Annotated in this window: 36 protein-coding genes; 8 read left to right on the plus strand and 28 right to left on the minus strand. The window is 52.1% G+C overall.

Features of this window, described 5'->3' with window-relative positions:
- Positions 1 to 152 precede the first annotated feature (152 nt).
- The 14 genes from QLQ16_RS06500 to QLQ16_RS06560 form a co-directional block, all read right to left on the minus strand.
- Positions 153 to 1250, minus strand: coding sequence for a restriction endonuclease subunit S (locus tag QLQ16_RS06500; protein WP_283223882.1), 1098 nt, complete (start codon positions 1248 to 1250; stop codon positions 153 to 155).
- Positions 1201 to 3117, minus strand: a complete 1917-nt coding sequence (locus QLQ16_RS06505) for an HsdM family class I SAM-dependent methyltransferase (RefSeq protein WP_283223883.1) — start codon at positions 3115 to 3117, stop codon at positions 1201 to 1203. Before QLQ16_RS06505 ends, QLQ16_RS06500 begins: the two co-directional genes overlap by 50 nt.
- A gap of 220 nt (positions 3118 to 3337) precedes the next feature.
- Positions 3338 to 3700, minus strand: coding sequence for an SGNH/GDSL hydrolase family protein (locus QLQ16_RS06510; protein ID WP_283223884.1), 363 nt, complete (start codon positions 3698 to 3700; stop codon positions 3338 to 3340).
- 166 nt (positions 3701 to 3866) lie between these two features.
- Positions 3867 to 5090: a DUF1173 family protein gene (locus QLQ16_RS06515; protein ID WP_283223885.1), complete on the minus strand. Its 1224-nt coding sequence runs from the start codon at positions 5088 to 5090 to the stop codon at positions 3867 to 3869.
- A gap of 26 nt (positions 5091 to 5116) precedes the next feature.
- Positions 5117 to 5686 (minus strand): TrbM/KikA/MpfK family conjugal transfer protein, encoded by a 570-nt coding sequence (locus QLQ16_RS06520; RefSeq protein ID WP_283223886.1) that lies wholly within the window; start codon positions 5684 to 5686, stop codon positions 5117 to 5119.
- A 22-nt stretch (positions 5687 to 5708) separates the two neighbouring features.
- Positions 5709 to 6128: a hypothetical protein gene (locus QLQ16_RS06525; protein ID WP_283223887.1), complete on the minus strand. Its 420-nt coding sequence runs from the start codon at positions 6126 to 6128 to the stop codon at positions 5709 to 5711.
- A 146-nt stretch (positions 6129 to 6274) separates the two neighbouring features.
- Entirely contained in the window at positions 6275 to 6985 is a 711-nt protein-coding gene (gene stbB / locus QLQ16_RS06530) for a StbB family protein (RefSeq protein ID WP_283223888.1), read from the minus strand.
- A gap of 15 nt (positions 6986 to 7000) precedes the next feature.
- Entirely contained in the window at positions 7001 to 7549 is a 549-nt protein-coding gene (locus QLQ16_RS06535) for a hypothetical protein (RefSeq protein WP_283223889.1), read from the minus strand.
- Positions 7546 to 8064, minus strand: coding sequence for a lytic transglycosylase domain-containing protein (locus QLQ16_RS06540; protein WP_283223890.1), 519 nt, complete (start codon positions 8062 to 8064; stop codon positions 7546 to 7548). The genes QLQ16_RS06535 and QLQ16_RS06540 overlap by 4 nt, the downstream gene beginning before the upstream one ends.
- A gap of 11 nt (positions 8065 to 8075) precedes the next feature.
- Positions 8076 to 9107 carry a relaxase/mobilization nuclease domain-containing protein gene (locus tag QLQ16_RS06545; protein WP_283224118.1) on the minus strand — a complete coding sequence of 344 codons (1032 nt, stop codon included), beginning with the start codon at positions 9105 to 9107 and terminating at the stop codon, positions 8076 to 8078.
- Positions 9108 to 9109: 2 nt separating this feature from the next.
- Positions 9110 to 9796, minus strand: coding sequence for a plasmid mobilization relaxosome protein MobC (gene mobC, locus QLQ16_RS06550; protein WP_283223891.1), 687 nt, complete (start codon positions 9794 to 9796; stop codon positions 9110 to 9112).
- Between the two features lie 115 nt (positions 9797 to 9911).
- On the minus strand, positions 9912 to 10487 hold the full coding sequence (locus tag QLQ16_RS15810; RefSeq protein ID WP_431310389.1) for a phospholipase D family nuclease: 576 nt from the start codon (positions 10485 to 10487) through the stop codon (positions 9912 to 9914).
- Positions 10484 to 10807 carry a VirB3 family type IV secretion system protein gene (locus tag QLQ16_RS15815; protein WP_431310390.1) on the minus strand — a complete coding sequence of 108 codons (324 nt, stop codon included), beginning with the start codon at positions 10805 to 10807 and terminating at the stop codon, positions 10484 to 10486. Before QLQ16_RS15815 ends, QLQ16_RS15810 begins: the two co-directional genes overlap by 4 nt.
- A 9-nt stretch (positions 10808 to 10816) precedes the next feature.
- The gene (locus QLQ16_RS06560) at positions 10817 to 11134 is read right to left on the minus strand and encodes a TrbC/VirB2 family protein (protein ID WP_283223893.1); all 318 of its coding nucleotides are present in this window, start codon (positions 11132 to 11134) and stop codon (positions 10817 to 10819) included.
- Positions 11135 to 11754: 620 nt separating this feature from the next.
- Between QLQ16_RS06560 and QLQ16_RS06565 the strand changes: the two genes are divergently transcribed.
- The 3 genes from QLQ16_RS06565 (at position 11755) to QLQ16_RS06575 (ending at position 12796) form a co-directional block, all read left to right on the plus strand.
- The gene (locus tag QLQ16_RS06565; protein WP_283223894.1) at positions 11755 to 11985 is read left to right on the plus strand and encodes a DUF8778 family protein; all 231 of its coding nucleotides are present in this window, start codon (positions 11755 to 11757) and stop codon (positions 11983 to 11985) included.
- Entirely contained in the window at positions 11972 to 12298 is a 327-nt protein-coding gene (locus tag QLQ16_RS06570) for a type II toxin-antitoxin system PemK/MazF family toxin (RefSeq protein WP_283223895.1), read from the plus strand. Before QLQ16_RS06565 ends, QLQ16_RS06570 begins: the two co-directional genes overlap by 14 nt.
- Positions 12299 to 12598: 300 nt before the next feature.
- Entirely contained in the window at positions 12599 to 12796 is a 198-nt protein-coding gene (locus QLQ16_RS06575; protein WP_283223896.1) for a hypothetical protein, read from the plus strand.
- A gap of 623 nt (positions 12797 to 13419) precedes the next feature.
- Here QLQ16_RS06575 and QLQ16_RS06580 read toward each other — a convergent pair.
- The 5 genes from QLQ16_RS06580 to QLQ16_RS06600 are packed head-to-tail and all read right to left on the minus strand — an operon-like array spanning position 13420 to position 15253.
- Positions 13420 to 13725: a hypothetical protein gene (locus tag QLQ16_RS06580; RefSeq protein ID WP_283223897.1), complete on the minus strand. Its 306-nt coding sequence runs from the start codon at positions 13723 to 13725 to the stop codon at positions 13420 to 13422.
- Positions 13726 to 13746: 21 nt separating this feature from the next.
- The gene (locus QLQ16_RS06585; RefSeq protein WP_283223898.1) at positions 13747 to 14028 is read right to left on the minus strand and encodes a hypothetical protein; all 282 of its coding nucleotides are present in this window, start codon (positions 14026 to 14028) and stop codon (positions 13747 to 13749) included.
- Between the two features lie 35 nt (positions 14029 to 14063).
- Entirely contained in the window at positions 14064 to 14606 is a 543-nt protein-coding gene (locus tag QLQ16_RS06590; protein WP_283223899.1) for a hypothetical protein, read from the minus strand.
- Between the two features lie 18 nt (positions 14607 to 14624).
- The gene (locus QLQ16_RS06595; RefSeq protein WP_283223900.1) at positions 14625 to 14993 is read right to left on the minus strand and encodes a type II toxin-antitoxin system PemK/MazF family toxin; all 369 of its coding nucleotides are present in this window, start codon (positions 14991 to 14993) and stop codon (positions 14625 to 14627) included.
- Complete coding sequence (locus QLQ16_RS06600; RefSeq protein WP_283223901.1) at positions 14993 to 15253, minus strand: AbrB/MazE/SpoVT family DNA-binding domain-containing protein; 261 nt, start codon at positions 15251 to 15253, stop codon at positions 14993 to 14995. Before QLQ16_RS06600 ends, QLQ16_RS06595 begins: the two co-directional genes overlap by 1 nt.
- A gap of 454 nt (positions 15254 to 15707) precedes the next feature.
- Between QLQ16_RS06600 and QLQ16_RS06605 the strand changes: the two genes are divergently transcribed.
- The 3 genes from QLQ16_RS06605 (at position 15708) to QLQ16_RS06615 (ending at position 16999) form a co-directional block, all read left to right on the plus strand.
- A complete protein-coding gene (locus tag QLQ16_RS06605) occupies positions 15708 to 16181 on the plus strand; it encodes a hypothetical protein (RefSeq protein ID WP_283223902.1) in 474 nt (157 codons plus the stop codon).
- 117 nt (positions 16182 to 16298) lie between these two features.
- A complete protein-coding gene (locus tag QLQ16_RS06610) occupies positions 16299 to 16595 on the plus strand; it encodes a type II toxin-antitoxin system MqsR family toxin (RefSeq protein ID WP_283223903.1) in 297 nt (98 codons plus the stop codon).
- 2 nt (positions 16596 to 16597) lie between these two features.
- Complete coding sequence (locus tag QLQ16_RS06615; protein WP_283223904.1) at positions 16598 to 16999, plus strand: type II toxin-antitoxin system MqsA family antitoxin; 402 nt, start codon at positions 16598 to 16600, stop codon at positions 16997 to 16999.
- A gap of 191 nt (positions 17000 to 17190) precedes the next feature.
- Here the strand turns inward: QLQ16_RS06615 and QLQ16_RS06620 are convergent, their stop codons facing one another.
- Genes QLQ16_RS06620 through QLQ16_RS06645 form a run of 6 tightly spaced genes read right to left on the minus strand, consistent with a single transcriptional unit; the run spans position 17191 to position 19668 of the window.
- A complete protein-coding gene (locus QLQ16_RS06620; RefSeq protein ID WP_283223905.1) occupies positions 17191 to 17688 on the minus strand; it encodes a GNAT family N-acetyltransferase in 498 nt (165 codons plus the stop codon).
- On the minus strand, positions 17685 to 17966 hold the full coding sequence (locus tag QLQ16_RS06625) for a type II toxin-antitoxin system TacA family antitoxin (protein WP_283223906.1): 282 nt from the start codon (positions 17964 to 17966) through the stop codon (positions 17685 to 17687). Before QLQ16_RS06625 ends, QLQ16_RS06620 begins: the two co-directional genes overlap by 4 nt.
- A gap of 22 nt (positions 17967 to 17988) precedes the next feature.
- Positions 17989 to 18330 (minus strand): DUF6900 domain-containing protein, encoded by a 342-nt coding sequence (locus QLQ16_RS06630; protein ID WP_283223907.1) that lies wholly within the window; start codon positions 18328 to 18330, stop codon positions 17989 to 17991.
- Positions 18327 to 18716 (minus strand): hypothetical protein, encoded by a 390-nt coding sequence (locus QLQ16_RS06635; RefSeq protein ID WP_283223908.1) that lies wholly within the window; start codon positions 18714 to 18716, stop codon positions 18327 to 18329. Before QLQ16_RS06635 ends, QLQ16_RS06630 begins: the two co-directional genes overlap by 4 nt.
- Positions 18713 to 18964, minus strand: a complete 252-nt coding sequence (locus tag QLQ16_RS06640; RefSeq protein WP_283223909.1) for a hypothetical protein — start codon at positions 18962 to 18964, stop codon at positions 18713 to 18715. Before QLQ16_RS06640 ends, QLQ16_RS06635 begins: the two co-directional genes overlap by 4 nt.
- Positions 18961 to 19668, minus strand: coding sequence for a DNA methyltransferase (locus QLQ16_RS06645; RefSeq protein WP_283223910.1), 708 nt, complete (start codon positions 19666 to 19668; stop codon positions 18961 to 18963). Before QLQ16_RS06645 ends, QLQ16_RS06640 begins: the two co-directional genes overlap by 4 nt.
- A 673-nt stretch (positions 19669 to 20341) precedes the next feature.
- Between QLQ16_RS06645 and QLQ16_RS06650 the strand changes: the two genes are divergently transcribed.
- Both QLQ16_RS06650 and QLQ16_RS06655 read left to right on the plus strand, forming a co-directional pair.
- Entirely contained in the window at positions 20342 to 20641 is a 300-nt protein-coding gene (locus QLQ16_RS06650; protein ID WP_283223911.1) for an H-NS histone family protein, read from the plus strand.
- A 248-nt stretch (positions 20642 to 20889) separates the two neighbouring features.
- Positions 20890 to 21369 carry a hypothetical protein gene (locus QLQ16_RS06655; protein ID WP_283223912.1) on the plus strand — a complete coding sequence of 160 codons (480 nt, stop codon included), beginning with the start codon at positions 20890 to 20892 and terminating at the stop codon, positions 21367 to 21369.
- 260 nt (positions 21370 to 21629) lie between these two features.
- Here the strand turns inward: QLQ16_RS06655 and QLQ16_RS06660 are convergent, their stop codons facing one another.
- The 3 genes from QLQ16_RS06660 to QLQ16_RS06670 form a co-directional block, all read right to left on the minus strand.
- Complete coding sequence (locus QLQ16_RS06660; RefSeq protein WP_283223913.1) at positions 21630 to 22106, minus strand: hypothetical protein; 477 nt, start codon at positions 22104 to 22106, stop codon at positions 21630 to 21632.
- A gap of 66 nt (positions 22107 to 22172) precedes the next feature.
- Positions 22173 to 22454 carry a hypothetical protein gene (locus QLQ16_RS06665; protein ID WP_283223914.1) on the minus strand — a complete coding sequence of 94 codons (282 nt, stop codon included), beginning with the start codon at positions 22452 to 22454 and terminating at the stop codon, positions 22173 to 22175.
- 147 nt (positions 22455 to 22601) lie between these two features.
- Positions 22602 to 22937 (minus strand): BRO-N domain-containing protein, encoded by a 336-nt coding sequence (locus tag QLQ16_RS06670; protein ID WP_283223915.1) that lies wholly within the window; start codon positions 22935 to 22937, stop codon positions 22602 to 22604.
- Positions 22938 to 22939: the final 2 nt, after the last annotated feature.

The following is a 22939-nucleotide window of genomic DNA, read 5'->3' on the forward strand; positions in this document are numbered from 1 at the left end:
CTATAGGCTCAAGGAGGCGGCGGCGCGCTTGGTCATCCAAGCTGACGCGTCATAATCTGAGGGCGCTGCCTGGGGGAATTTGGGGTGGCCACGGGTGGGGGAATTTGGACTGACCATCAGGGGTATGGAAACCGAGTTGGCCAAGACAAAACTCATGCCCGGCCTTCTGCAATCCACTCAGCCAAGTCAACACCATCACCAATAAATTTATCTGAAGGTGCCAGAATGACTGCTTGTAGCGTTTCTGCGGTAAGCACCTTGATCTTCACAGAGACACGCTCGAAGGCACCATTGACCCATGCAGGAACACACTCAATAGCCGGGAGTTTCAGATCACGCAGAGTCTTGTTCGCCTGCCTGCCATAGCTGTATTTGTAGCGGTTGGCCTTAATGCATGTTGCGTAAAAGAGCATGACATCAACAGACATCTTCGTTTTAGGGCGAAGGTAAAAAAGGTCTCTTCCACTGTAAAAAGGTTCAACTTGCAGGAAGGTTTCAAGAACAGAACCTCCCCCAGCTACCGATAAAACACCGCCCTCAGTAGGCTCCATTTCTGAGAGTTTTTGGACCTTAGCGCTCACACCGTTATTTTGCGATGTTCTGGCCACAAAGTTGATGCCATGCGGATTGACATCCATAGCATTGAGTTCCAGATTCGTCCCGTAATTGACCTCGAACAACTCACACAGGCTCACAGTAGATGTGCCAGCTTTGAGGTGACGCCGTTGAATTGCCTTAACCGGAAAATTCGGAAGACCCCCAAAAGTTGAATCGAAATCAATTGGATTTTTAACCCAATCAGGCGGGGTGTTTGGCAGCTCTATGGATTTAAGGCGCTCCCCTTTTGGTTTGCGTCCATAAGAAAATTTGCCTCGATTGAGCGTTATCGCTTTGGCGTAGAAAATCTTTTCCGCCAGAGACATTTCCCGCTTGGGTAGGAGAACGCAAACATTACTGTTGGCAACAAACTCAAAGGTGGAAACATAGGCATACGTGTGACTACCTTCACCATCCGTCGATACAAAGAGCGTATAGATCGGATGCCTGTGTTCGCTGGGCACCGAACTGCGCTCAACCCATCCAGCCAGTGTTCTTTGCTGGGTTTTTGCTGGTCTCAAATAAGCAATGCTGGATTTGGTTTTGGTATTGGATACCGTGACGCGACTGCTGACCAATCCCGCTTTGATCAAGAATAGATCATCAAGCCTTGTCATGGAGTGCCTCAGAACTTCCCGGACTTTGAATTTCAAGCATGAGGTTGTAGAGGGCAAAACGCATCACATCACGTTCAAAATCTGCTTGCGTTATGGTGCTGTAATCTGTTTCCAGATAGGCTTCGCACAACCATTCGTCCTCAGCTGTAACCGAGTGCAAAAGACTGGAGCCCGTGACAACGGTTCTGTTGAGGAAAGCATCTAGCCATTGCTCTCGAATTGCCTGCCATCTTCCCGCGCTGTCCTCACGCCTGCGTTTGGATTTAACAAAGCCATCTTCGCGCCAGTAGCCAAACCAAGTTTTTTTCTTTGGGTCGTGTGCAACATGTGCGCGAAACACCAATGCACACGTGTTTGCGCCTTTGTCGTTGAAGAGTTGATTTGGCAACGACATAGAGGCTTCAAGTGAGTGAAGCTTTAAAAGATTTTGTTTGACCGCCAGCCCCTGACCACTGTCATACATGGCACAGCTCATAGGCACAATCGCAATCGCTATGCCATTGGGCTCCAAACATCCAAGGGCCTGCCCGACAAACTGCAACTCATCTATGCCACTGCCATCGTTGAATGGGGGGTTAAGCAACGCAACAGTGGGCCTGAATGGTTTAACAAGATTCGTGGACTTGAAGCAGTCCTCATGGAAAATATTGGATTTCCCATCCCCATGAATAATCATGTTGGAGACGGCGAGGTTAAAAATGTGTGGTTGGTACTCCACACCCACCAATTGCTGCTTTTTGATACGATCAATTTTGTCTTTATCGCCATTGGCGGCTGCCACCATCTTGCCCATGGCCGCCACCAAAAATCCACCCGTACCGCAGCAATTGTCCAGTACAACAGAGTCTTTACCGACGCCCGCCAAGTCGCACATCAGCTGGGTAATGTGAGCCGGTGTCAACACAATACCAAGGCTGCCGTCATCGTTGGCGTACTTGAGAAACTCTACATAACAGCGACTGACGATGTCATGGTACTCATTGCCCTTGACGAATGCGTAAACATGCTCTTCAACTTCTTGCACCAACTCTTTGAAATAACCATCACGAATCAAAGCTGGACTGCGACGAATAGAAGAAAATTCGTCACGCAGACCGGCAAATTTGTCCATCGATTTCGATGCGGCTTTCTCTAAAATTTTGGACAGTTGCTGGATCATCGTATCCAACACGTCTTCAGAATTGGCGTGAAGCCGGTAGGACCTTCTGAAAGTGGCATCCTCCAAGGCTAACAAGATGCCGCTGAACAGGATGGCTCTTTGTTTTTCTGGAATGCGTTTGCCGTGCAGCTGTTTATTGAGTCCACCCACGTATTCAAGCAAAGCGGAATAGTCAACCCTGAACCGCTGATTTTTAAGCTGTTCGAGGTAAGTCGGGAATGCCTGCAGACCGCACCCCTTAAGAATTTCTTTGTGATCCTTTTCACCTCGTAGCTTGACGTAGTGGGAGACCGTGAGCTCTTCCTGAGTTTGCCCGCTGACCCCGATATACAACACGTCAAATGCTTTGGAAATACAGTCGGCATACAGTCGAGCGCCATCAACGGCGTAGTCCGCATACCGATCCAGACTGTCACTGACATGCTTTGTGATGTCCGCCTTGCATTCGATAACGACCACAACATCTTCTTGACTTTCGTCTCTGATGATGTAGTCGGGATAGCCAGGACCCGTTCCACCGCTGCGTTTACTTGCAGCAGTTAAGAGTTTTTGGATCTGGGGTTTGGCTGACTTTTTAGGCTCGACAATGATCGCTTGACCCCCATCGTAATAGCCCAGCCTGTTCATGGCTTTAAAAACAAGTTGCTCTGTCAGCCCTTCATTTTTCGATTGACCAGATCGACGCGGTTTTGACTTTGGACCTACCACTTTGTGCTTTCTTTGAGTGTGTATTTCGACTTGCATCGCAAGCCCAGTACAGATCAAGTGACCATTTTTGCACCTGCGAGATTATCGGGTATACCACCTCTTTCTGACTGACTTTGAAAAAAATAACGACAAAATACGCCACACCACGGGAAACTACCTGGCTCGTTATTTAACCAGGAATCGGATCAGACTAAACATTGCCGTCAGCCTTCGTGGGCAACTCCGGCATTTCGACAACAATGCGCAGCGCCGCAGATCACTGTTTGAAAACAAGGCTGGCAATCCGCTGGTAACCGGCCTTAGAAAAATGCACGCTGTCAGCGTGCAGCTGCTCCACTGGCCGCTCGTAAACCACATCACCGTGCATCATGGCCACGGCTTGAACTTGCGCTCGAGCCGGAAACTGGGGACCAGGCGCAATCCAGATTACGCGCTTGGCGTGCGCCACCGACTTTCTGGCACGGGCAAGGTACTGGTATGTCATTGGGTCTGGTAATTTTCCATCGTTTGAGCCAAGAGAGATCAGTACCACCTCAAACGCAGAGGCGATAGGCTCAACAGTTGCCGAGAACTGTCGCACCCATTGCTTGGTACTGATTCCATTGAGTGCGGCCACCATGCATCTTGCCTGTTGTGCGGTCCCGACTGCGATCGAATCTCCCAAGATCAAACAATTGGGACCAGCATCGACTTTTGAGTGATCCGCGCCTTGCGCAAAGACTAAAGACGAACACAGGGCTGTCAGACCGGCAACCACAGTGGCCGTACTCCGAAAACGGATCGGGCTAAGCATTGCTGTCAGCCTTTTTCGGCAACTCAGGCATCTCTTGTTCTCCCGCCCGCCAAAACCACAACGGCATATCGTCCGAACCGATCTGTTTGACCAGCTCATCTTGGTCTTCCTCTGTGCCTCCTGGTGGCAAAACGCACAGCGCTGTAGCAACGCTTGTGTCGGTGAGCACCGCATTGGCCATGTGCGCACTGATGGGCAAATTGAACCTCAGACATTTCCAAAATACGCGCTTTTGTTCCGTCAGGCGGTCGATCAGGCTTTTCTCGTAAATCGACTCAAAGGGTATCCAGTTCTGCGTCACATTCATGGCTGCCACCTCGTTGAGCAATGGCATACCTGCCGAGTCAACCGTGAACGTTCCAATCAAGATCAAGTGGCTGTCCGTCAGGTTTTGATCCCACATGGAAAGTGCCGTTTTGAAGTGCTTGATCATGCGTTTGTACAAGTCTTCATTGACCCTGAATGGGCAATCCATGGCCCCTTTGAAGACCGCCTGATACCCAAATTGAGCAGGACGCAGCTCGTACAGCTCGCCGACCACCAGACCTAGGCGCGTGGTTGTGCCCGAACTGCTAGCCAGTTGAGCCAGTCGAAGCATCCGGCGACTGCGAATATCCGCCTCTCTCGCTGGGTCATGGGGCTCTGGCACATACAACATGTCGCCCAAGGGCTGTGACTTGGCCACTTTGCCGGTCGCGGCCTGGTTGATGTATTTGTACATCGTGCCGTAGGTCCGTTTGCCCTGCATGGCCGGGTACCACTTATCCAATCCAGCCGTGTGCCAAAGGTAGTGCAAAAGACCTCTGAGCGTCAGTTTGGTCCCATCACTTTTGACGCTGTCGGCCGGCGTGTCTTTAGGTGTGGGGAGCGTGCGACCGCTGATTTTTGACAGGGCGAAATCCAGTTTCAGTTCCACCGTGTCTGTCAGGGCGTCCTCCAAGATTGCGTGGCCCTGCACTTGCGCCAAGCCACTCAAACCCGGTGGCGGCTCGTAGTGGTCGCAATCACTGGCATGTTTTGAACCAGCTTTGGGCATTCTACGTAATTCGTAGATTGCACGGCTGGCGATTTTGGCCACGTACAGCTCAACCGGCGAGATCCGGTTGCATCCACACAGTGGCCTTGTCCCATTGGCATACGCATGCGCGAGAATTTGCTGAAAATCTTCGTCCCCTGGGTAAAACTCCCTGGAGCCAATCCGATAAACGCGCTTCATGGAGCCCCCTTGAATGAAGTGATCGATCAGTTGCTTTGTTGCGCAGCGGCCGCAGCAGCTGCTGCTTTGGCCAACATGTCGTTGTGTGCCTGTAAGGCTTGCGGGTAGTCTTGAGCCTCAACCCAATGGCCGCCTTGCATGGGGGTGCCCACGTACACGGGTGCGACTGCTTGTTGCAAGCCATTTCCGTAATAAGCCACGCAATACGTTGGCATGACATTCCCGATATAGGACTCGCCATCACCCATGCTCGTGAAATTGGCCTGATTGATGTTGGCAGCATCGCAGCGCCCTGCCCCATGGATGATGGAGTTTTTGTAAGCAGTCATGTGGGGCTGCGAAACGATCGGGCACATGTTCAGGAAATTCAGACGACCGCGCAGCGTGTCACCAAATCGCCTGAAACTGATAGAAAAATACCTTCTAATCGACGGCAAGCATTCTGACGGGCGGGCGCTTGCAGCCAAGCACAACAATGCCTCGCAGGCGAGTTTTGCGTCCCCATCCAGTTGCCCTTGTGCCTGTGCAGGCGCCGCGGCTAAGTGAGCCAGCAAAGCCGCCGCCAACCCCATGCGAAGAATTGGTTTGTGTTTCATACGATGTAACCTTTCATGATTTTCAAGCCATATGGGCCAGTAAGGCGCCCACAAATGCCGCAATAAAGGACGTAGCACCAATTCCCCCCAACCTGAGCAACCAATCCCGATTGAGCTTGTCAAACAACTGGTTAAACGCCAAGGTATCGGCCACAGCTCGTTTGGCCTGCAAAGTCACCATGGTGTTGGTTTCGCGCGAGAGTTGTTCAATGTAGGCCTGCGCAAAGGAGCCCAACCGTTTGGCCGACTGTTCGGACAAATTGACATCGGCCAATTCGCTCATCTTGAGATCCAAGGTGTTTCGCCAGCGTACAAAATCGTTGGCACTCAACGCTTGCCCAAGGGCTTGAACTTGTCCTGCCACCTGCTTGACCTGGTCAGACAAATCAACGACATCGCCCAAGATTTCGGCGATCAATTCATCGCGTTGACTTTGTGTCAAGGTTGATTTGCTTGGGATGGCCGGTGCAGTCGTTTGCGATCCCAGCGCCCGCGCCGCAGATGCCGCGTAAGCATCGCCACGAGCATCCACGCCCCCTGCCTCAGGGTAGCCACTGCCCGAGTCATCCTCACCCTGTTCATGCCCCCTTACCCAGCCTGGCATGACAGCATCACTCGCTCAAACACGGCATCCAAATTCTGATTGACACCCACAGCCAGTCTCCGAACGGACAAGCGCTCGGCCAAGGCCAATTTTTCTGCTGGATCACTGGCGTTTTTGATGGCAGCTTTGAAATCGGTGGGATCATTGACCACGTCCGACAATGAATCGCCAGAATTCCTGATCAACGCGAAGACATCGTTTTTGTAGATGACCGCCTGTGGATCTGTCATGCACAGGTGCATGGCATCCACAAAGTTAAAAATAGGCTCAAACGTGGTTTGCACATCCAGCCCCGGCTCGACCAGGTTGAACACCACAAAGATTTTGTGAGCAGGCACGCCCAGATTGGCCAGCTCCACAATGCATTCGGTGGTGTCGCGCTGCTGCTTCAAAGCCGGTACCGCAGGCACCAGGTACAAATCAAAGTCCTCGTGGCTTTCATGGTACTGGCGCATGAGCGCCAAGAACTGCTCCACGTTGCTTGCCCCCACATCGACAATGGCATCGTCCTCGAGCTGGAGATCACGCTGCAGCTTTCCGAAATCGGCACCACGGATCGTGTTGTCGCTGGCACTGTCTGCGTTGATGGTCTCAACAGCAACAATGCCCGCACCGGGCATACGGGGGCTGAGCAAATGCCTGGCAATGGTGGATTTGCCCACATTGCCAGAGAAGTTCAAAACAGCGATTTTCATGAGAGACCTTTCAGATCAAGTTTTGGCGAACACAGATTTCGGTTTGAAAAATTGGTCAAGATCCGCACGCCGTGCGTCTGGAGCCGATTTGGTACGTGGCGCTTGGGCCCGCGCAGCATCAATTGCATCCGTTGCAGGCTGTGGCTGCGGTTTGCGCAAATCAGGCGAAGCGCTTGTGACCGTCAACTGATGAGCAGCTGGTAGGGGTGATGGGCCGCTGAGGCCTGTTTCTGGTTGCGTTTTGCTTGGGTGATCTGGCAAGGCACTGCTTTGCACTTTCGCAGGGCACCACACCGCCTTGCCGTCCATCTGAATGAACAGTTGTCTGCGCCACCAGATCCTTGCACGGGACAAACTTTTTCTGAAAGTTCCCATAGACGCGCTCATGCCTGCTTGCTGCATGCGCAGCATGATGACCTCGTGCCTCTGGCCAGATTGAACGGCTCGCTCAATTTCAAGCAAACGTTGGCGCACCGCTCCTGCGTAGCTTTGCCGCAAAAGTCCAGATGGGCCGTCAAATAGGCCATCGAATGGGCTGTCGAAGGAGTCATCTGTCGTATTCATGGCTCTCCTTGGGTTTGCACATGAATTGATTTTTCAGGCCACCGGCTTACCGGGGGAACACGGGTTCGAAACACCGACGCGACATAGCCATTTCGAACGCCACGCTCTGGATGCCCGGTGTTGTAAGAGCTGAGTGCGGCCACCAGAGCTTGCTGCCCGGGACCGTAGGTCTTGGAGGCCTTTTGATAACCTTGCAGCAATACAGCTTGCATGGCTCGCAAATTGAGACAGGGGTCAAAGACGGTTTCCACCGTTAATCCAAGCCATGACAAATTGCGCGAGTTGATTTGCCCCAAGCCCATGTCAATCGACAGGCCTGCGGCCACCAGCATCTTGGCTGTGGCCACCGCTTGCTCGCGGGATGTGGGTTGAGGGGAAAGTCTGTATGGGCCGTTGATGCCGATGGCAAACGGATTGTTGCCACTTTCATGTTTGACCAGACGCAGTGCAGTGTCAGGATGCACCATGGGCGCACAAGCAAGCGCAAGAGAAAGCATGAGTTCGGGCATCAGCATGGCGTGTGCTTTCAACGAATGCCTGGCTGCCTGCGCAAACGCACCTGAACGCCGTGTTGCTCCAAATAGCCTTGCAGGCCTTTGGCCAACTGACGGTCCTCGGTCTGCTCGCTGGTGGCCAGTGCCTTGGCCATCTCAACATAGGCGTGAGAGACCGTTTTTTCGTTTTCTTGCGCCCTGAATTTGTGAGCCGCCTGAGTTTGGGAAGTCAGCTCGCGCATCGGCTCTTCACCCCGATCTTTGATTTGACGGACCGCTTGGCTTTCTCCTTTTTTGCGCTGGAGCCGAACGCGCCGTCTGGTGGCCACCGCATCAATCCCTCGGCTGTTGAGGTGCTTGGCAAAAATCAGCCGCCAGTTTTCCAGATCCGCTTTTTTGGGGTTCAGTCGCTTGCCGTCGTGTCCCGCCATCTTGACCGCTACGTGGGTATGCTGGTGATCGGTGTCCTCGTGGTGAACCATGACGTACAAGTGGTTGTCCCCAAAAAGCTCTTTGACAGTTGCCCGTGCTGCCGCCTTGACTTGCTCCCGATTGATTCCATGCGGCATCGACAAAATCATGTTTAAGGCCTCACGACGCTGCCGACGCACGAGCGTGGTGTCACCCTTGAAATCCTGGACTTCAGCGGGGATGGGCGTGCCGCTGAAAGCAAACAACTCTTTGAGACGACGGCGAGCGTCTTCACCCTGGACCGTTTGGCCATCGTCCGTTTCGATCTCCAGTTCGTCCTCGCCCTTTTTTTTGTAACGTCCGCCTCGAGCGATGTAGTCAATATGGGCACCAATGCGCCGCATATCCGCGCCACCACCCGTGATTTTGACCATCACCTGCGGTGCCTGGCGAACCATGGCAGCCACGTGAGCACGGACCCTTGCAGCGGTCGCTGCGGACGCGGCCGCTCCAGCGCCCCCAGAATGAGCACTGCTTGCTCGAAAGGGGTTGGAAAGGACTGCTTTCTTTTGCACGCTGCGATGGTTGTCGTCCCAGAGCAACTCTTCACCCCAATGCACCAAAACGCGGTCGACATACACTTTGCTGGCCATGGTCAATCCTTGAGCTCGATGCGCCAGCGCTCACGCGAGAGTGCCAAGGCGTTGGCGCACGTTTTGACATGGCAGTCGAGCTGCGCAAGGCACTGGCGAATCTCCAAATGGGTCGCCTCAAACTCCGAATAAGCGCCCTCACCTGGTCGACTGGTACTGACTGCTTGCGCGTTCAGTTGCTTGGCAATCTGGTTGAGGTTGTTTCCAATGCGCATGAGCGACAAATTCACAGCCCCCATATCCACCGTCTCTTGTTCGCTAAAAACCGCAGACTTGAGCAAAAAGGCCCTCAACAACTGAGTGACCAGGCGCTGAGGACTGACCCGTCTTTGCTCAGCCAACCGCGTGACCGCCTCCAATTCACTGGCTTTGAGCCTTAGGCGCAGTCTGGATGGCTCGTGAGCCTCTTCTTGGATGCCAACAATGGCTTGACCTGGCGGAGAGATAAGTCCAATTTCTGCCGGGGCCGATGGGATCTGCCGCTGTGGATCATTCTTCAGGTTCCCAATCAACTGCTCAAATTTCTGTGCAACCACCCAGCGCAACCCTGCTTTTTCGGTCAATCCGTGGCTTTTGCACCATTGCGCAAAGTCAGCCCTCAACGCCCCCAGATTGACTCTGATGCGGTCATCGTCATCTATGACCTGAAGATTGAGGGCATCGGGCTTGGCCAGCACAGCCGCGACCATGTCACGGATTTCGTCGTTGAGCGATACGTCTTGTTGGATGCAAAGCGCTTTGAGCACACCACAAAGGCTGCCCAGGCGGATACAAATTCGTGCATCCCTGTTGTCGACGATGGTGTCAGTAGCCCGCACGGAAAACCACCGACTGCGCGTAGTTGCGCGTGAAGTGCTTGAGATAAATGGCTGCCAAGGCTGGGTTGTCCCAATTGACCAGCACATTTTCTGAATTTTTGCTTTCCGCGGCGGCGCTGTAATTGAAGCTGCCCAACTGGACATGTTTGCGGTCCACCACAATGGACTTGTCGTGGTGAATGGCGAATGCGTTGGTGACCCTGACGTCCACACCTGCTGTAGCCAGTGAAGACAATGCGGATCGCGCCTTTGCGCTGTGGTCTTGATTCAAGTTATGCGCTTGGTCGACCACCAGTTTGATGTCCACGCCCCGCTTGCGAGCCGCCAACAAAGCCTGCGTCACAGGCGAACTTGTAAAACTGTAGGCCAGCATGTGGATTTCTCGCTGAGCTGTGGCAATGGTTTTGATGACCAAGGCCTGAGCGCCCTCATTGGGAGAAAAGGAGACTTCCAAACGGCCGCTGGCTTCGGCATTCAGTCCTGAATTGGCCGGTAAAACCGGACACCACAAGGAGACCATCAAAGCGACGAAATAACGGCCAGCGTGCCGTGCGGCTGTCATGGCGCTTTGTGTTTTTTGATGCGCAATGGGCTGTAACTGATGCCGCCCCAAATTTGCGGATTTCCCTTTTGGGCACGCAACCGAAAGCGCAAGAACTCTTGCTTGAAGCGCCAGCCATCTTTTTTGCTGATCAGGCGCAGCCAGAGAAATCCAGTCAAAAAGATCAGGATAAAGACCGGTACCATGACGTAAATCCGCGCAATCACAAAGATGGCCAATGGCATGAGCGTGGTCAGTGACAAAACGACGATCGGCACCAAGGGCACCCCGCCGATCATGGGCGGGCGAGTTGCACCCTTGAATACTCGGCATTCAGGCATGGCCTTGCCTCAGCTGAGCATGGTGGATGACAAATAGCTGGCACCACCGCAGCAAAGACCACCGATGAACAAGCCTTTCAAGTCGGTCAACTTGGTTTGCTCGTGGTACATGAATTTGTAACCTGCAAACGTCCAGGCAATGATCATCAAAAGACCCGTGATGCCTGTAAGGACCGCGTACAAAATATTCAACTTATTTGATACCCAGCCACCACCACCAGAGCTGACCGTGACCTGAGCGATGGCGGGCGATGTAGCGATTGATATGCAAGTGGTCAGAACCATCGACTGAACGTGTTTCAATCGTGAGGCAGTGTGGGTGTTCATGGGTTTCTCCGCAAGAAGACCACGAGGCGCGAGCCCATGGCCCTCGATAAAAGGAGAGCCGGGGAGGTCAATCCCCGGCTCAAGGACATGGTCCGCTGAGGAGATCAGCAAACCGTGCACCGGGGTCAACCAGTGCACGGAATGAACTTTGAGCGTTTGTCAAGAATCTCGCGACAAACAACTGTGCGAGACCCCCCAAATAAATTACAAGATATTATTCACAGGGTGTTTTGTGAAAAGTTCAATAAAAACAATAGCTTGCTGAAATATTGCCCAAATATTCAGCAACTCGAAGGGCGGCTGAACGGGGCTGCAACACGGCGAGTAGACGGCTGTCTGTTTTGGACAATAAAAAACCCGCAAAGCCAGTAGCCATGCGGGTTACAGAGGATGTTGAGCGTCCGAAAGTCTGCGGATTGAGCCCCCTAAAAACCGCAGACGAAGCTAGACAAAAAGCATATTATCAGAAAACGCGCTACAAACAACTTGTTTTTTGTTGGCGAACAAGTTGCAAGATACCTTGGGGGTTTTACAACTTAGCCTCCTGGACTTGTTTCGTGGGGCTTCGGCTTGGAGCGCACGGCCGTACAATGTATACGTATAACGTTTTTGGAGCAATCATGCACAAGAAAATGACCATCACGCTCGATGAGGCGGTCTACGAAGGACTTTGGCGAACGATCGGTAAACGCAAAATGAGTCAGTTCATTGAGGATTTGCTTCGCCCACACGTCCTGGGCAGATCCCTTGATGACGGATACAAGGCCATGGCGCAGGACCAAGGGCGTGAAGCCGAAGCGATGGAGTGGACCAGCGCTCTCTCGAAGGACATGGCCAATGAAACGCGGTGAAGTCTGGTGGGTTGAATTTGATCCAGCCATGGGCACGGAAATCAAGAAAACCCGACCTTCGGTCATCGTCAGCAACGATGCCGCCAATAGGAATTTGGCCAGAGTTGTCGTTGTCCCATTGACGAGTAATACGGGTAGGGCCTATCCAGGCGAGGCATTGGTCAGTATTGCAGGACAGTCCAGCAAAGCCATGGCCGACCAAATCATGGCGGCAGACAAAACGAGGCTAAAAAGCCAACTTTCAAGCTTGGACAAAGCAGATATGCTGGCGGTGGAAGACGCCATCAAGATCCATCTTGGATTGCCGAGATAAGGGGCTATCAGCCCAAAATTTACGGCACGCTCACACGCTTTTGACCGGTAACCGCGCTTTGCGCAGCCAACACACACTGCATTTCCATTGTCCCTGGCTGATATCTACACCACCCTCAGGCGGCCTTTCTTTGCAGCACCATGCACAATAGCGAAAATATCGCGAAGAAGTGTTGGACATTTGGTTTGTCGCGGTTGACGCCGGTAATTCGGTAACTCCCATCTCAGCCTCCACATGGTCAAGCATTAAGTGTTCTGGTCAATCATTGCACAAAGCCAAGCCCCAAGCCATCACATCATCATGAACTCACCTAACCTCATCGCGCGAGAAACGGCCATTGCCCAGATCAATTTTTGGACTTGGCTTGAACGGCGATACGTTGATGAATTGCGCCAAATGACGTTCACAAGCCCAGTGCGCTTAGAAGTCAAAGCAATGATTGAGGAATTTGATGCCCGGCCCGCGTCTGGTATTGGTCAATTCCAGATGATGTTGTAAAAATTTCGGGTATCCGGATTTTGATGTTGGTAAAGCCTCAAATCCGCCCTGACTCGATCAGCTCGATTAGTGTTGGAATGTGGGCTCCGAAGTTGCGCTCAACTTCGTTTCCTTCGTGTGGGTACCCCTACTCTGCTTAGCAGCGCCATTCAACGAAATTGCTTTGCTGTAGGAAGTGAAGCAACCGCAAACAATTCGTTCATCCTCCAAGTCACGCTCACTATCGTTTCATCAGGCGGCACTCGGATCGTCGGATCTCTCAACGCAGAGGTCAGACAGTCAGCGACTTGTCCTTGCTCCATCGGGCGGTCGTGCAATCCACATTGGAGCGATAACGCAAACAACATTGCCCGATCTCGGTCCGATAAATCCGAAAAATTAGGCCAAAGCAATTGAAGACGGTCAATTGAACTTTCCGCTATCGTTCGACCTGTACATTGCCCCATAAAAACGATGACACAGATCAGTGAAGCAGCAGCGAACCCACTCGAAAGCCAATTTTTTACTGACATTTCAACGCTCCTTCCATCCACCAAGTTCTGCTAGCTTCCAAATCAAGAACGAAAGCGTGAACGCACTCAATAACACAATCAAAAGCCAAAAAGACCGAGCCCCCAAAATTGTCAATTTGGCATCAGCGACTTGCAGAACGAATCGTCGCCAGCAAGATAGCCATCGAATGTCTCAGCCACTAATTTGTGAAGTGGGTCGCTGTCGCTGAGCATTTCTTCCCAAATACGTCTGTACTTTGTGGCTGTATTTCTTGGCGGCCCAAGACCGAATCGCTCGGGGTTGAGGGCGTATGTCACTACATTGGTCATAACAGACAAGATGACGTTGACAGCACTTTGCTTTGCTCGCGCATGTGCGGTTGCAAGGTATGCCTCATGACGCCATGCGTTGGCTCGCATAAGTAACTGGTCTTGCATGACGGTCCTCAAGTTTTCCCTTCAGTTCTGAACGAGGTTTTCGCGGCGTTTTCGCTGCGCATGGTTGAATTGGGCCTCAGCAAATGCCACATAGACGCGCCCAACCGTGGCCCCGATAAACGTTTTCGCACGCCAAGCACTGAATGACCAAGCTTCACGTTCTTGGCCATCGGGACCGATTTCCATCCGTGCCTCACATGTTGCCGAAAAGTGACTTTTCGCGGCTTGTCTTGCAAGGGTGACTCCCAGCGCCGCAGTCGCCACGGACAAGGCAAGAATTGCAATCATCATTTCCATGGTCATACTCTTTCCTACATTTTCTTTGCGATAAGAACAGGTCACTGCGTGCGAACCGCTGCCGCACGTTCGAGCCGCGCAGCACCGACCCAGCCGATCGCCCCTTTACAGCGACCCGAGAGCACCGTGATCCGGTAAACATCGGTCCCGGAGAAGCGAGACGACTCAAGAATCTGCGCGGTATCGCCGCGCAGAGGCTGGCAGAAAGCCTTGACTGTCATCGGCGTCAGCGACTCGAACAGGCTGTCGGAGCTATTGAACTGCAGGGCGTCGCCCAAGGACGTGGGCGCCGCAATTGTCGCCTCGATGCGCGAGGCGCCCGCCCAGCCCTTGGTGCCGGCGCAGCGCCCGCTGACGACGCGAAGCGGGAACACCTCGGTTCCATAGGCCTTCTGCGGGCTGCCGGTGATCTCGGCGAGATCTCCACGTAGCGGTTGGCACGTTGCAAAGCCAGCGTCGGCCGTTGGGCCGGCCATGAGTGTGCTACTCGTAGTGAACTTGACTGCGGCAGGCTCGGCCACCGATGCGCCAGCGACAGCCGCCATGCATGCGGCCAGCAGCGCGCGGTAGTAGATGCAGGACATGTAGGTTTCCTTGTGTGTTTAGACGCAGATCGAAATGATGCCGTTCAGCTCTTCGCATGCCGACTCAAATACCGTTGGGGGCACTTGTTTCCAAGCGTGCGGTCGAGCACCACGGTCGCGCCAGGCGAATGACTTGGGCTGATGCGCCAGCACGTAGCAGACCTCTCCCTTGGGTGATGTGAACTTGACAGCAAAAGGATTGGTTTCGTTGCTAGGCGCATGAGTCATTGGCAGTCCAATAACGAGATTGGTACGCTCATTGAACGCCTTGGAAGACAACACCAACATAGGATGCTCGTCCTTCATCTCCGCACCGACCTGTGGATTGAAATCTATCCAGATCATGTCGCGGCGATCTGGCACCCAGAGCTTGCTCGGAGTCGCCATCAGAACACTTCAGCGCCGACGCGGCCGGCTGCCATGACTTCGCCGCCGTGAATGGCCGGGTCAAACGCTTTGAGCTTTTGGGCCAGTGTCAACTTGGGCTTGCCTGCAGTGCGCAGGAACACGCCACCTTCAACCACCTCTACATGGATTGGCAGGCCGCGAGTAAAACGCGCAGCCTTGGCCACCGGGGCGGTGATACGCACCGCAAGGCCATTGCCCCACTCCTGAACCGTCTGCTCAACCGAAACTGCTGCTGTCATTTGGACACCTCATTGAAATGTTGATACAAGTGTATACGCCACATCCAGCCGTGTCAACAGGTATCAACATTCGTCATCTTCAATTGCAGTCAATTGATCTGTGGCCAAGCAAAATGGCTCCCCCCAAAAAATCGATTGAACAAATGGGACAAAGTTGTCCCTAAACTGGCCCGCTGGCCTATCCTGCACTTTATTTAGAGAGTGTTTTAAGTGTCTGGTTTTCGGTCTTCTTCGACTTCGACTTACTTTGGAAATCTTCGATTTTTCAAAAATGGCACATCTGCAACACTTTCAGCCACGTCGAGACACATCGGACTCGTTTTCAGCCCCAGCCTGCTCAAACGTGACACATGGATGCCGTGTCCTTCAAAAAAATGGCAGGAAAAGAACACCACAAAGGCCGCTTCAATGCCAAAATTTCTCATCGGCCACTTTTGCTGTCCGTCCCCTCAAAATGAAGCCTCGCGCCGCCAATCAATCCCTCTCAAGCCACATATTCGAGAACCTGGATGAAATCGAAAAGTTGATTGCCTTCGGTGTCTACCAGGACTCGATCTGCCAGCAGCTTGCCCACATGGGGCAAGTACCGACGTTGGCCACATTCAAAACGTCACTGGCCCGAGCACGCCAAAAGAGCAAGCGGCAGCTTGATCAAAAAATCCTGACCAGCCAGCAAGGCCTCAAGCGCCAAGTAAAGGACTCCCCTCCCCCGGGCAAACGTTTGAGCGCCGACGAATACGGACTACTTGAGCAGACTGGTGGTTTGCCATCGATGCCGACTCAAGTGATAGCAATGGAAAGCGTCGCGCAGCAAGCACTGTCGAAACTGGCGCAGTTCAATTTGACGGATAGCGAGATCGCCGAGATGGTCGCCCTTTGCGATCGAATCAGCAATCGAAACGCCAGCACACCTGCCGAGGGTAAGTGAGGCGCTAGCCTATACCGCCGATTCGCGCAGCGAGTCGGCATTGATAGAGGATGCCAAGCGGAACTGAGCGAAGCGATTTTCCGAACTGAATTTAACCAAATAGGTTATAATTCGCCAATGGAAAAATCTACGCCACACTGCAAACTCCCGGTGATTCGGGCCTTGGTGGCTGCCGGCAAAGTTCGGGCAACCCATTCCGCCCGGGTCGGAGCAACGGCATTGGGTTTGAATGTTCCCAACATGCTGGCCGTCGTTCAAGCATTAACGCCAGCTGATTTTTACAAAAGCATGACCACCCATGCTGATCACACAGTGTGGCAAGACGTGTACCGTCCCAGCACGCAAGTGGGCGACGTGTACATCAAATTGACGGTTATTGATGACGTATTGATTGTGTCCTTCAAGGAGCTATGACCATGAAATGTCCTGTTTGCGGTGCGGCCGAATTGATCCATGACACCCGCGATCTGCCTTATACCTACAAGGGTGAAATCACCGTGCTTCCTGCGGTGACGGCTGACTTTTGCCCAGCTTGTGATGAATCCATCACTGACATGAACGAAACTGAGCGCGTCATGCGCGAAATGCAGGCGTTTAACAAGCAGGTGAACGCGGCCATTGTTGACCCTACATTCATCGTCAACGTGCGCAAGAAGCTCGACCTCGGCCAGCGTGAGGCAGCAGAACTCTTTGGCGGTGGCGTTAATGCCTTCTCGCGCTATGAGAACGGCAAGACCAAGCCCCCGCTGGCCCTGGTCAAATTGCTCAAGCTGCTCGAACGCCACCCCGATTTGCTCAGCGAAGTGAAGTCCGCCTGACACGGCACCGCGACAGCACAGAAAGCCGATTCACGCAGCGAGTCGGCTTTCACAGAGGATGCAAAGTGGAACTGAACTGAGCGAAGCGATGTGCAGCGCGGCGGAGAGGGCTTTAGCCTTCTCCAAGAGAATGACCATTGCGAAGCAACTGACACCCTGCGGTCCCAGTGCACCCAACATCATCTCCAGGGTTAAGACCGCCGGACGGTTGCCAACGGCAAGAAAAGGGTAAGCGGCGAATCGGGCGAGGCCATGAAGCCGTGATGCAGGTAAAACGCAGCAGCACGCTCGTCCTTCGCGTCCACCAGCAGAGCGAAGGCTGCAATTTCTGATCGGGCCGCACGGTCAAGAGCATCAGCCAACAGAGCACCACCAAGACCTTGCCCTTTGAATGCCTGATCGACAGCCAAGCGGCCCATACGAACGGCTGGCACAGTCGGATAGCGTGGTAGCTTCTTACCGGTGCTGGCCGGAAGGTCGGTCAGCAATAGACTTGCCGATGCCAAGGTGTAATAGCCAGCGATTTTCTGCCCATTTGCCAATGCTACGAAACAGGCTGCGACTCGACGTCGAATGTCCTGACCGACTTGTTCACGGAAGTAACGATTGAGCGGCTCCGAATCACTGCGGAAGACGCTGCGATCATGTGCCGCATCAAGCGGCGCAAGCTGAAACGGTGCTTGACTCATTCAGAGCGCAAGAGCTTGCTGCGACGAACGAAGGCACGCTCCAACGCTGGGGCCTGTTTCGGCGGCGACAACAGAGCCTGCGCGAAACATTCCTGATCGGCAAGCGATAGACGGATGACGTCAGCTTGCTCGATGGCGTGCTGTGCAGCGTTTTGGACTGCTGAAATCACGAAATCGGTCATGGTCCGACCCTGAAGTTCGGCGGCACGTTTGAGCAACGAATGCAAATCAGTGCTGATTCGGGCTTCGAGTCGGGCAGTAGAAATGGCAGCAGGCATAGTTTGTCCTCCAAGTGCAATACTACGGCAAATTGCCGTACAAATCAAGGCGATACATCCTGTGGCCTGCGCCCAGCACTGGTTTAGCTATGGCCACCACCGCCGATTCGCGCAGCGAGTCGGCATTGACAGAGGAGAACGCCCTCGCCAAAGCCTCCCGGACAGTCCAAACAGCCACCTCCTGAAAATCCAGCCGGTCTCGTCCTCGCTCTTCAAGCGTTTCAAACGACAACCGCTGCCGTGCCAGCTCCGAAAGCTGTGTTCGCTCTGCGGCCGTCAGCAGCGCCCACGGGCCGGGGACCATGCGCTCAAAAAGCCAATAGTCCACCGCATCAAATTCGGAAAGTTCTTCTTCGTCGTTCATCCCAACCTCGCAACATACCGAGCGTATGAATAGCCCTGCGTATCAATAAACAAAATCGGCCGCCCGGTGGCCACCACCATGACGCAAGCCCTCGCATTGGCCACGGGAATGGCCAGGAACAACCCTTCCAGCCAATCGGTGTCCCGGCACAAATTTCTTGCAAAAGCATCAAACCCAAGCGGGTCCATGTCGATGCGTTTGAAGACATAAACCACCTCAAGTTCGCCACCGCCTAACTCTGACAAGTTCCGTGCTTTGCACGCAAAACTCAAGGGGATGGGCAACTTGAGAACAGTCACCGGTCCGGCTGGACCGGTGAACTGTTCAGAAGTCAACGACAAGCGCAAGCTGATCGCATCATTGCAAACGTCCACCAGGTAAGTCATGGTTTGTTGCCTTTCAATTCAGCGGCAACCCACCTCGCCAGGTCCACCAGGTTGACTTCACCAGCAGCCACAGCACGCAACTCGTTTTCATCAAGAATTTTGATGAACCTCGATGCCCGGGCCAACAGCTCGCACTGCGCGACAACGCCCCACAGCTCAAATTGCGCCAGGCTCTCCAGTGCCGATAGGTCGTGTCGTCCATAGCCGCGCAAATAGTCACAAATACGGTTTTCGATTTCGGCGCTCATGCTGCACGCTCCATGTAACAGACGCTTGCAGAAGTTGCCCGCTCTCGGTCAAGGTAGGCCGCTTGGCCTGCGCTGTATCCGTTCAGCCGACGCACGGCCGCGCCGTGATAAGTTGGGTCCAACTCAATGCCCAGGTATTGCCTGCCAACTGAGCGGGCGGCAACCAGGGTTGAAGCTGAGCCAGCAAATGGGTCCAGCACCAACCCACCACGGGGACAAAACGACTCAATCAGCGGCGTGAGCACGCTCAGGGGCTTTTCTGTTGGGTGATGGCGGTTACCCGAATAATTCCAATCGATCACATCACCAATCGGGTGTTCAGGTGGGCGGGGGCTGCCTTTTGCCAAGAGATAGGCGTTTTCGTGGCTGTAGCGCATGAGACGCGAAGCCGAGGCATAACGCTTCGGGAAAGTGATGTGCCCAACGATGCGAAACCCTGCGGCCTTCCAGGCGGCATAAAACAAATCAGTTTTGGTCCAGCCGTAGAAGCTGACGCACAACGAATCAGGCTTGAGCACTCGATACGCCTCCCGAAAGGCAGGCATCAGCCAATCGGCCTCGATGTCGTTTTTGATGCTGCGTCCCTCGCGGTCTTTGTAATTGACCAAATAAGGCGGGTCGGTCAGGATGAAATCGGCGCAAGCCGGGGGCAGCGTGGGCATGACGCGGCAGCAGTCGCCCAAAATGATGCGGTTCGTTTGCATGTGAACACTCCGAAAATGTCAGCGGTGGAAACATTCCTTTGGAGAATTCAAACCACCATGCACCCGGTGCCAACACAACGAAATGAGCGCATGCCCGAAGCAGCCCCCGGAAATGGCTGGGAGCTGAGGCTGGGCACGTATAAATAGAGAGTGGGTCCCGAAGGGACGACACGAACGGCTTTATGCCGTGACCAGCCTCAGCAGGCGCACCTGACGAGAACTGGCCTGGCCGCCCGGCTGCGACAGGATGGCTTGCCATCGCAGCCGGGTGGCCAGGCCAGCTCTCGACGCGCGAAGCGCAGGTGACGGGCATCGAAGATGACCGACGCGCCGGTCCCAGCCAGAGCCGGGGGAAGATTCGGGCATGCGCTCATTTCCCCCGCAGACCAAGATCTGTATTCGATTGAAACCCCGCCCTGCGGCACAAGCTGCATACCAACCTTGCACCAGGAGTAGCGAAGCGGATCACTGGTGCCACGAGGCGGAAGATTGATAATCCGAATTTATCTGCTTACTTTCTTCTATTTTGAATCTGAGCTTTGATAGGTCGATCAACAGCAAACCAGATGGACTGACTGTGTACGTGAAAAAATATTCTTTTACGAAAATATGTCTGGCATTTCCAAAGTCGATTGTGTATATTCGAATATCCATTCACTCATCATGACATAACATGACCTTAAGCTACAAAGAATTATTGGCCCAACGCGAAAGTCTCGAGCAGGCCATTGCACAAGCCAGGCAAATTGAAATCGCCACTGCCATAGAAAAAATTCGTGGCATCGTGGCCGAATACGGTCTGACGGCTCAAGATATTTTTCCATCACGTGCAGGCAAATCAGGTAAGCGCGACAATGTAAAAAAAGTTCCGGTGAAATACCAAGACTCGACTAGCGGCCAAACATGGACGGGACGCGGCAAAGCCCCAAAATGGCTCGAGGGCAAAGATCGCTCGCTGTATTTGATTGCTTGAGTCACGCTGTCAACATCCAGAGACACATGCGATAGAGGCTCAGCCCTCTGGGCTGATCTCCCCTCTCGAACCCCGCTGATGCGGGGTTTTTTATTGCTGGGTTGACGGCATGTGTGGCCGAAGAAGCTGGGCCTGGGTGGCGATGATGAAACACAAGCCCAATGGTTGACTAAAATACCAAGCAGACACTATACGGCATCAGCCAATGATTGCAGGCACAGTCACAATCATTCAACAGAAGGAACACCATGAAAGTGGATTTGTCAGTTATCAGTGAATCTTCCAGTATCAAGCAAGCGGTACAGCGTTATATTTTTATGACATCTGTCTATGGATGGCTTACCGTAGGTTTAATTATTGCATCAAAAAAACAATTGCTTCACGAATCGCAAATAGTTAGAATTATAGAAATAATATTCAATGGTGGGCTGGACTTTGAATTCTTTGCAATTGTTTTTGTTTCAATAATATTTTCCAATGGAGTTTTTTCATTTGTATACCCCATTGAATCAAGAAAATTTGCACTGAAGGCGATTGGAGTTATCATTCTAACGCTAGGAGAGTTAACTTCTTGTATGTTTGTCCTTTACCATATTTTATTTAATGGAACATGGATACACACCGTTTTTGCTATGTTTATTTGGTTTATTTTCGGTGCGATTGGAATTATTATTTCCGATCTTCGAATTTTCACTCTGTTTTTCAAAAAGATAATACATGATATTTAGATTTAAAATACAAACCCACAGGTTAAGCGAGGCAGATAGTTCAATAAAAAATCATGGTAATATTTGTTCGTTCCAGCATACCACCCAATGCAGGTATACATCCAGGCAAGAATTATAATCCAATTAACTGATTCCAGTTTAAATCTCATCCAAATTTTAATTACCACAACAGGAACTATCACCAACAAAAACAGCAAAATCAAAATTGCCTGTGTCAGCGCATAAGAAAATCCGAAAATATTCATACAAATAGCCATGACTCAATCCTTTTCAATAGTTAATAAATCAAACTCTTCAGTCGATAGTGAAAGCTCCTCATAATCTTGTAGGATTGCCGATGGATTTGGATGAAATACAGATGAAATACATCTCTGTCCCGCTATAAGTCCAGTAGGCCAATTTTGATCTATTCCATTACGGTATAAATACAATGCATCGCTTTCAATGCCTTCCAACATGAACCCAGGAACATTGTGCATTCGATCAGCTAAAGATTCAATCTCTACCAACGATTTAATTTTCTCTTCAATTGTGGAGTCTTCTCGACAACCATTCTGAGCCAGACTCCGAATATTCATAATTGCCAAACTCAACGCAGAAAGATTCAGCTCAAATTGCTTTAGTGATTCCAGATGACGAAGTACATTTTCCGCCTTGTCTTTATCGAGCGAATCAGAGTACTTTATTTCGCCAATGATTAAATTCACTATATCACTAAATTTTAATCTGTTATTCATACACATTTATCCTTGCATTCAAGCTGTAAAAAAATTAACCATTACTCAGCCTTCATTCTCGTTGAATTACAGAAACACCTGCATAAGAAGTAAAAAAATAACAACCGCAAGGCAAACGATTCGAATGAACCTCGCTGAAAATGTATCTACCTGCATGCTGCGAAATCCTGTCAGCAAACTCCCGACACCAACCATCACCTGAATTGACCAGCCTGGCAGAGGGATATGAACACCCAGCATCGCCACCAGCAGCGGCGTTGTTACGATCACAAATACGCAACAGGCCGGAATAAGCCACGGTGCGTTGCGATCAAAGTAGGTTTCTTTGACTTCCTCTGCAATTTGCATTTCTCTCTCCCTTGAGCTTTGCTCATCAAAACCAGCAACCGGCTGGCACGGTCTTTCCTTCAATTTAACCGGGGCACTTCAGCTGACCCTTACGATTCAACCCAAAAACTTTTGAAAATCCGGATATCCAAAAAATTTAACCATTAATCAGGCTTCAGTCTTGGTCGATAGAGATTGCAGTTGAGGTACCACTTCATTGACCACCCAAAACTCAAATTTGGGCACTGGCACCGCCAATCGCCTGGTCAGCTCCAAAGTTTCTGCAAGCGTCAAAACTCGAACACCTCGATCTCGCCCAAGTCGATCTTTAATTGACAAATATTTTGGAATCCAGTCTGATTTGGAATACCGCATAACTACATTAGGATTTTTAAGCCCATGTGCAAAACAAATGTCACGACCAACAAACCAAAAATTTGATTGTTCGTCCATGACTACCCGGACGTCATGATCTTCAAATTGAAATGTGAACACTGTGTTCATGA

It is taken from the genome of Limnohabitans lacus (assembly GCF_030053395.1).
Taxonomy (GTDB): domain Bacteria; phylum Pseudomonadota; class Gammaproteobacteria; order Burkholderiales; family Burkholderiaceae_C; genus Limnohabitans_A; species Limnohabitans_A lacus.

What these genes read in the sequence shown, in the direction of transcription:
- QLQ16_RS06510 (WP_283223884.1), bottom strand. Translation starts at nt 3,700, where the DNA reads ATGGTGGCCGCACTCAATGGAATCAGTACCAAGCAATGGGTGCGACAG.
- QLQ16_RS06515 (WP_283223885.1), bottom strand. Translation starts at nt 5,090, where the DNA reads ATGAAGCGCGTTTATCGGATTGGCTCCAGGGAGTTTTACCCAGGGGAC.
- QLQ16_RS06645 (WP_283223910.1), bottom strand. Translation starts at nt 19,668, where the DNA reads ATGCAAACGAACCGCATCATTTTGGGCGACTGCTGCCGCGTCATGCCC.
- QLQ16_RS15810 (WP_431310389.1), bottom strand. Translation starts at nt 10,487, where the DNA reads ATGACAGCCGCACGGCACGCTGGCCGTTATTTCGTCGCTTTGATGGTC.
- QLQ16_RS06560 (WP_283223893.1), bottom strand. Translation starts at nt 11,134, where the DNA reads ATGAACACCCACACTGCCTCACGATTGAAACACGTTCAGTCGATGGTT.
- QLQ16_RS06540 (WP_283223890.1), bottom strand. Translation starts at nt 8,064, where the DNA reads ATGCTGATGCCCGAACTCATGCTTTCTCTTGCGCTTGCTTGTGCGCCC.
- QLQ16_RS06610 (WP_283223903.1), top strand. Translation starts at nt 16,299, where the DNA reads ATGGAAAAATCTACGCCACACTGCAAACTCCCGGTGATTCGGGCCTTG.
- QLQ16_RS06635 (WP_283223908.1), bottom strand. Translation starts at nt 18,716, where the DNA reads ATGACTTACCTGGTGGACGTTTGCAATGATGCGATCAGCTTGCGCTTG.
- QLQ16_RS06590 (WP_283223899.1), bottom strand. Translation starts at nt 14,606, where the DNA reads ATGTCCTGCATCTACTACCGCGCGCTGCTGGCCGCATGCATGGCGGCT.
- QLQ16_RS06640 (WP_283223909.1), bottom strand. Translation starts at nt 18,964, where the DNA reads ATGAGCGCCGAAATCGAAAACCGTATTTGTGACTATTTGCGCGGCTAT.
- QLQ16_RS06630 (WP_283223907.1), bottom strand. Translation starts at nt 18,330, where the DNA reads ATGAACGACGAAGAAGAACTTTCCGAATTTGATGCGGTGGACTATTGG.
- QLQ16_RS15815 (WP_431310390.1), bottom strand. Translation starts at nt 10,807, where the DNA reads ATGCCTGAATGCCGAGTATTCAAGGGTGCAACTCGCCCGCCCATGATC.
- QLQ16_RS06545 (WP_283224118.1), bottom strand. Translation starts at nt 9,107, where the DNA reads ATGGCCAGCAAAGTGTATGTCGACCGCGTTTTGGTGCATTGGGGTGAA.
- QLQ16_RS06585 (WP_283223898.1), bottom strand. Translation starts at nt 14,028, where the DNA reads ATGACCATGGAAATGATGATTGCAATTCTTGCCTTGTCCGTGGCGACT.
- QLQ16_RS06575 (WP_283223896.1), top strand. Translation starts at nt 12,599, where the DNA reads ATGAACTCACCTAACCTCATCGCGCGAGAAACGGCCATTGCCCAGATC.
- QLQ16_RS06655 (WP_283223912.1), top strand. Translation starts at nt 20,890, where the DNA reads ATGAAAGTGGATTTGTCAGTTATCAGTGAATCTTCCAGTATCAAGCAA.
- QLQ16_RS06660 (WP_283223913.1), bottom strand. Translation starts at nt 22,106, where the DNA reads ATGAATAACAGATTAAAATTTAGTGATATAGTGAATTTAATCATTGGC.
- mobC (WP_283223891.1), bottom strand. Translation starts at nt 9,796, where the DNA reads ATGGTCGCGGCTGTGCTGGCCAAGCCCGATGCCCTCAATCTTCAGGTC.
- QLQ16_RS06535 (WP_283223889.1), bottom strand. Translation starts at nt 7,549, where the DNA reads ATGAATACGACAGATGACTCCTTCGACAGCCCATTCGATGGCCTATTT.
- QLQ16_RS06625 (WP_283223906.1), bottom strand. Translation starts at nt 17,966, where the DNA reads ATGCCTGCTGCCATTTCTACTGCCCGACTCGAAGCCCGAATCAGCACT.
- QLQ16_RS06505 (WP_283223883.1), bottom strand. Translation starts at nt 3,117, where the DNA reads ATGCAAGTCGAAATACACACTCAAAGAAAGCACAAAGTGGTAGGTCCA.
- QLQ16_RS06665 (WP_283223914.1), bottom strand. Translation starts at nt 22,454, where the DNA reads ATGCAAATTGCAGAGGAAGTCAAAGAAACCTACTTTGATCGCAACGCA.
- QLQ16_RS06600 (WP_283223901.1), bottom strand. Translation starts at nt 15,253, where the DNA reads ATGACAGCAGCAGTTTCGGTTGAGCAGACGGTTCAGGAGTGGGGCAAT.
- QLQ16_RS06605 (WP_283223902.1), top strand. Translation starts at nt 15,708, where the DNA reads ATGAAGCCTCGCGCCGCCAATCAATCCCTCTCAAGCCACATATTCGAG.
- QLQ16_RS06580 (WP_283223897.1), bottom strand. Translation starts at nt 13,725, where the DNA reads ATGCAAGACCAGTTACTTATGCGAGCCAACGCATGGCGTCATGAGGCA.
- QLQ16_RS06520 (WP_283223886.1), bottom strand. Translation starts at nt 5,686, where the DNA reads ATGAAACACAAACCAATTCTTCGCATGGGGTTGGCGGCGGCTTTGCTG.
- stbB (WP_283223888.1), bottom strand. Translation starts at nt 6,985, where the DNA reads ATGAAAATCGCTGTTTTGAACTTCTCTGGCAATGTGGGCAAATCCACC.
- QLQ16_RS06620 (WP_283223905.1), bottom strand. Translation starts at nt 17,688, where the DNA reads ATGAGTCAAGCACCGTTTCAGCTTGCGCCGCTTGATGCGGCACATGAT.
- QLQ16_RS06570 (WP_283223895.1), top strand. Translation starts at nt 11,972, where the DNA reads ATGAAACGCGGTGAAGTCTGGTGGGTTGAATTTGATCCAGCCATGGGC.
- QLQ16_RS06595 (WP_283223900.1), bottom strand. Translation starts at nt 14,993, where the DNA reads ATGGCGACTCCGAGCAAGCTCTGGGTGCCAGATCGCCGCGACATGATC.
- QLQ16_RS06670 (WP_283223915.1), bottom strand. Translation starts at nt 22,937, where the DNA reads ATGAACACAGTGTTCACATTTCAATTTGAAGATCATGACGTCCGGGTA.
- QLQ16_RS06565 (WP_283223894.1), top strand. Translation starts at nt 11,755, where the DNA reads ATGCACAAGAAAATGACCATCACGCTCGATGAGGCGGTCTACGAAGGA.
- QLQ16_RS06615 (WP_283223904.1), top strand. Translation starts at nt 16,598, where the DNA reads ATGAAATGTCCTGTTTGCGGTGCGGCCGAATTGATCCATGACACCCGC.
- QLQ16_RS06650 (WP_283223911.1), top strand. Translation starts at nt 20,342, where the DNA reads ATGACCTTAAGCTACAAAGAATTATTGGCCCAACGCGAAAGTCTCGAG.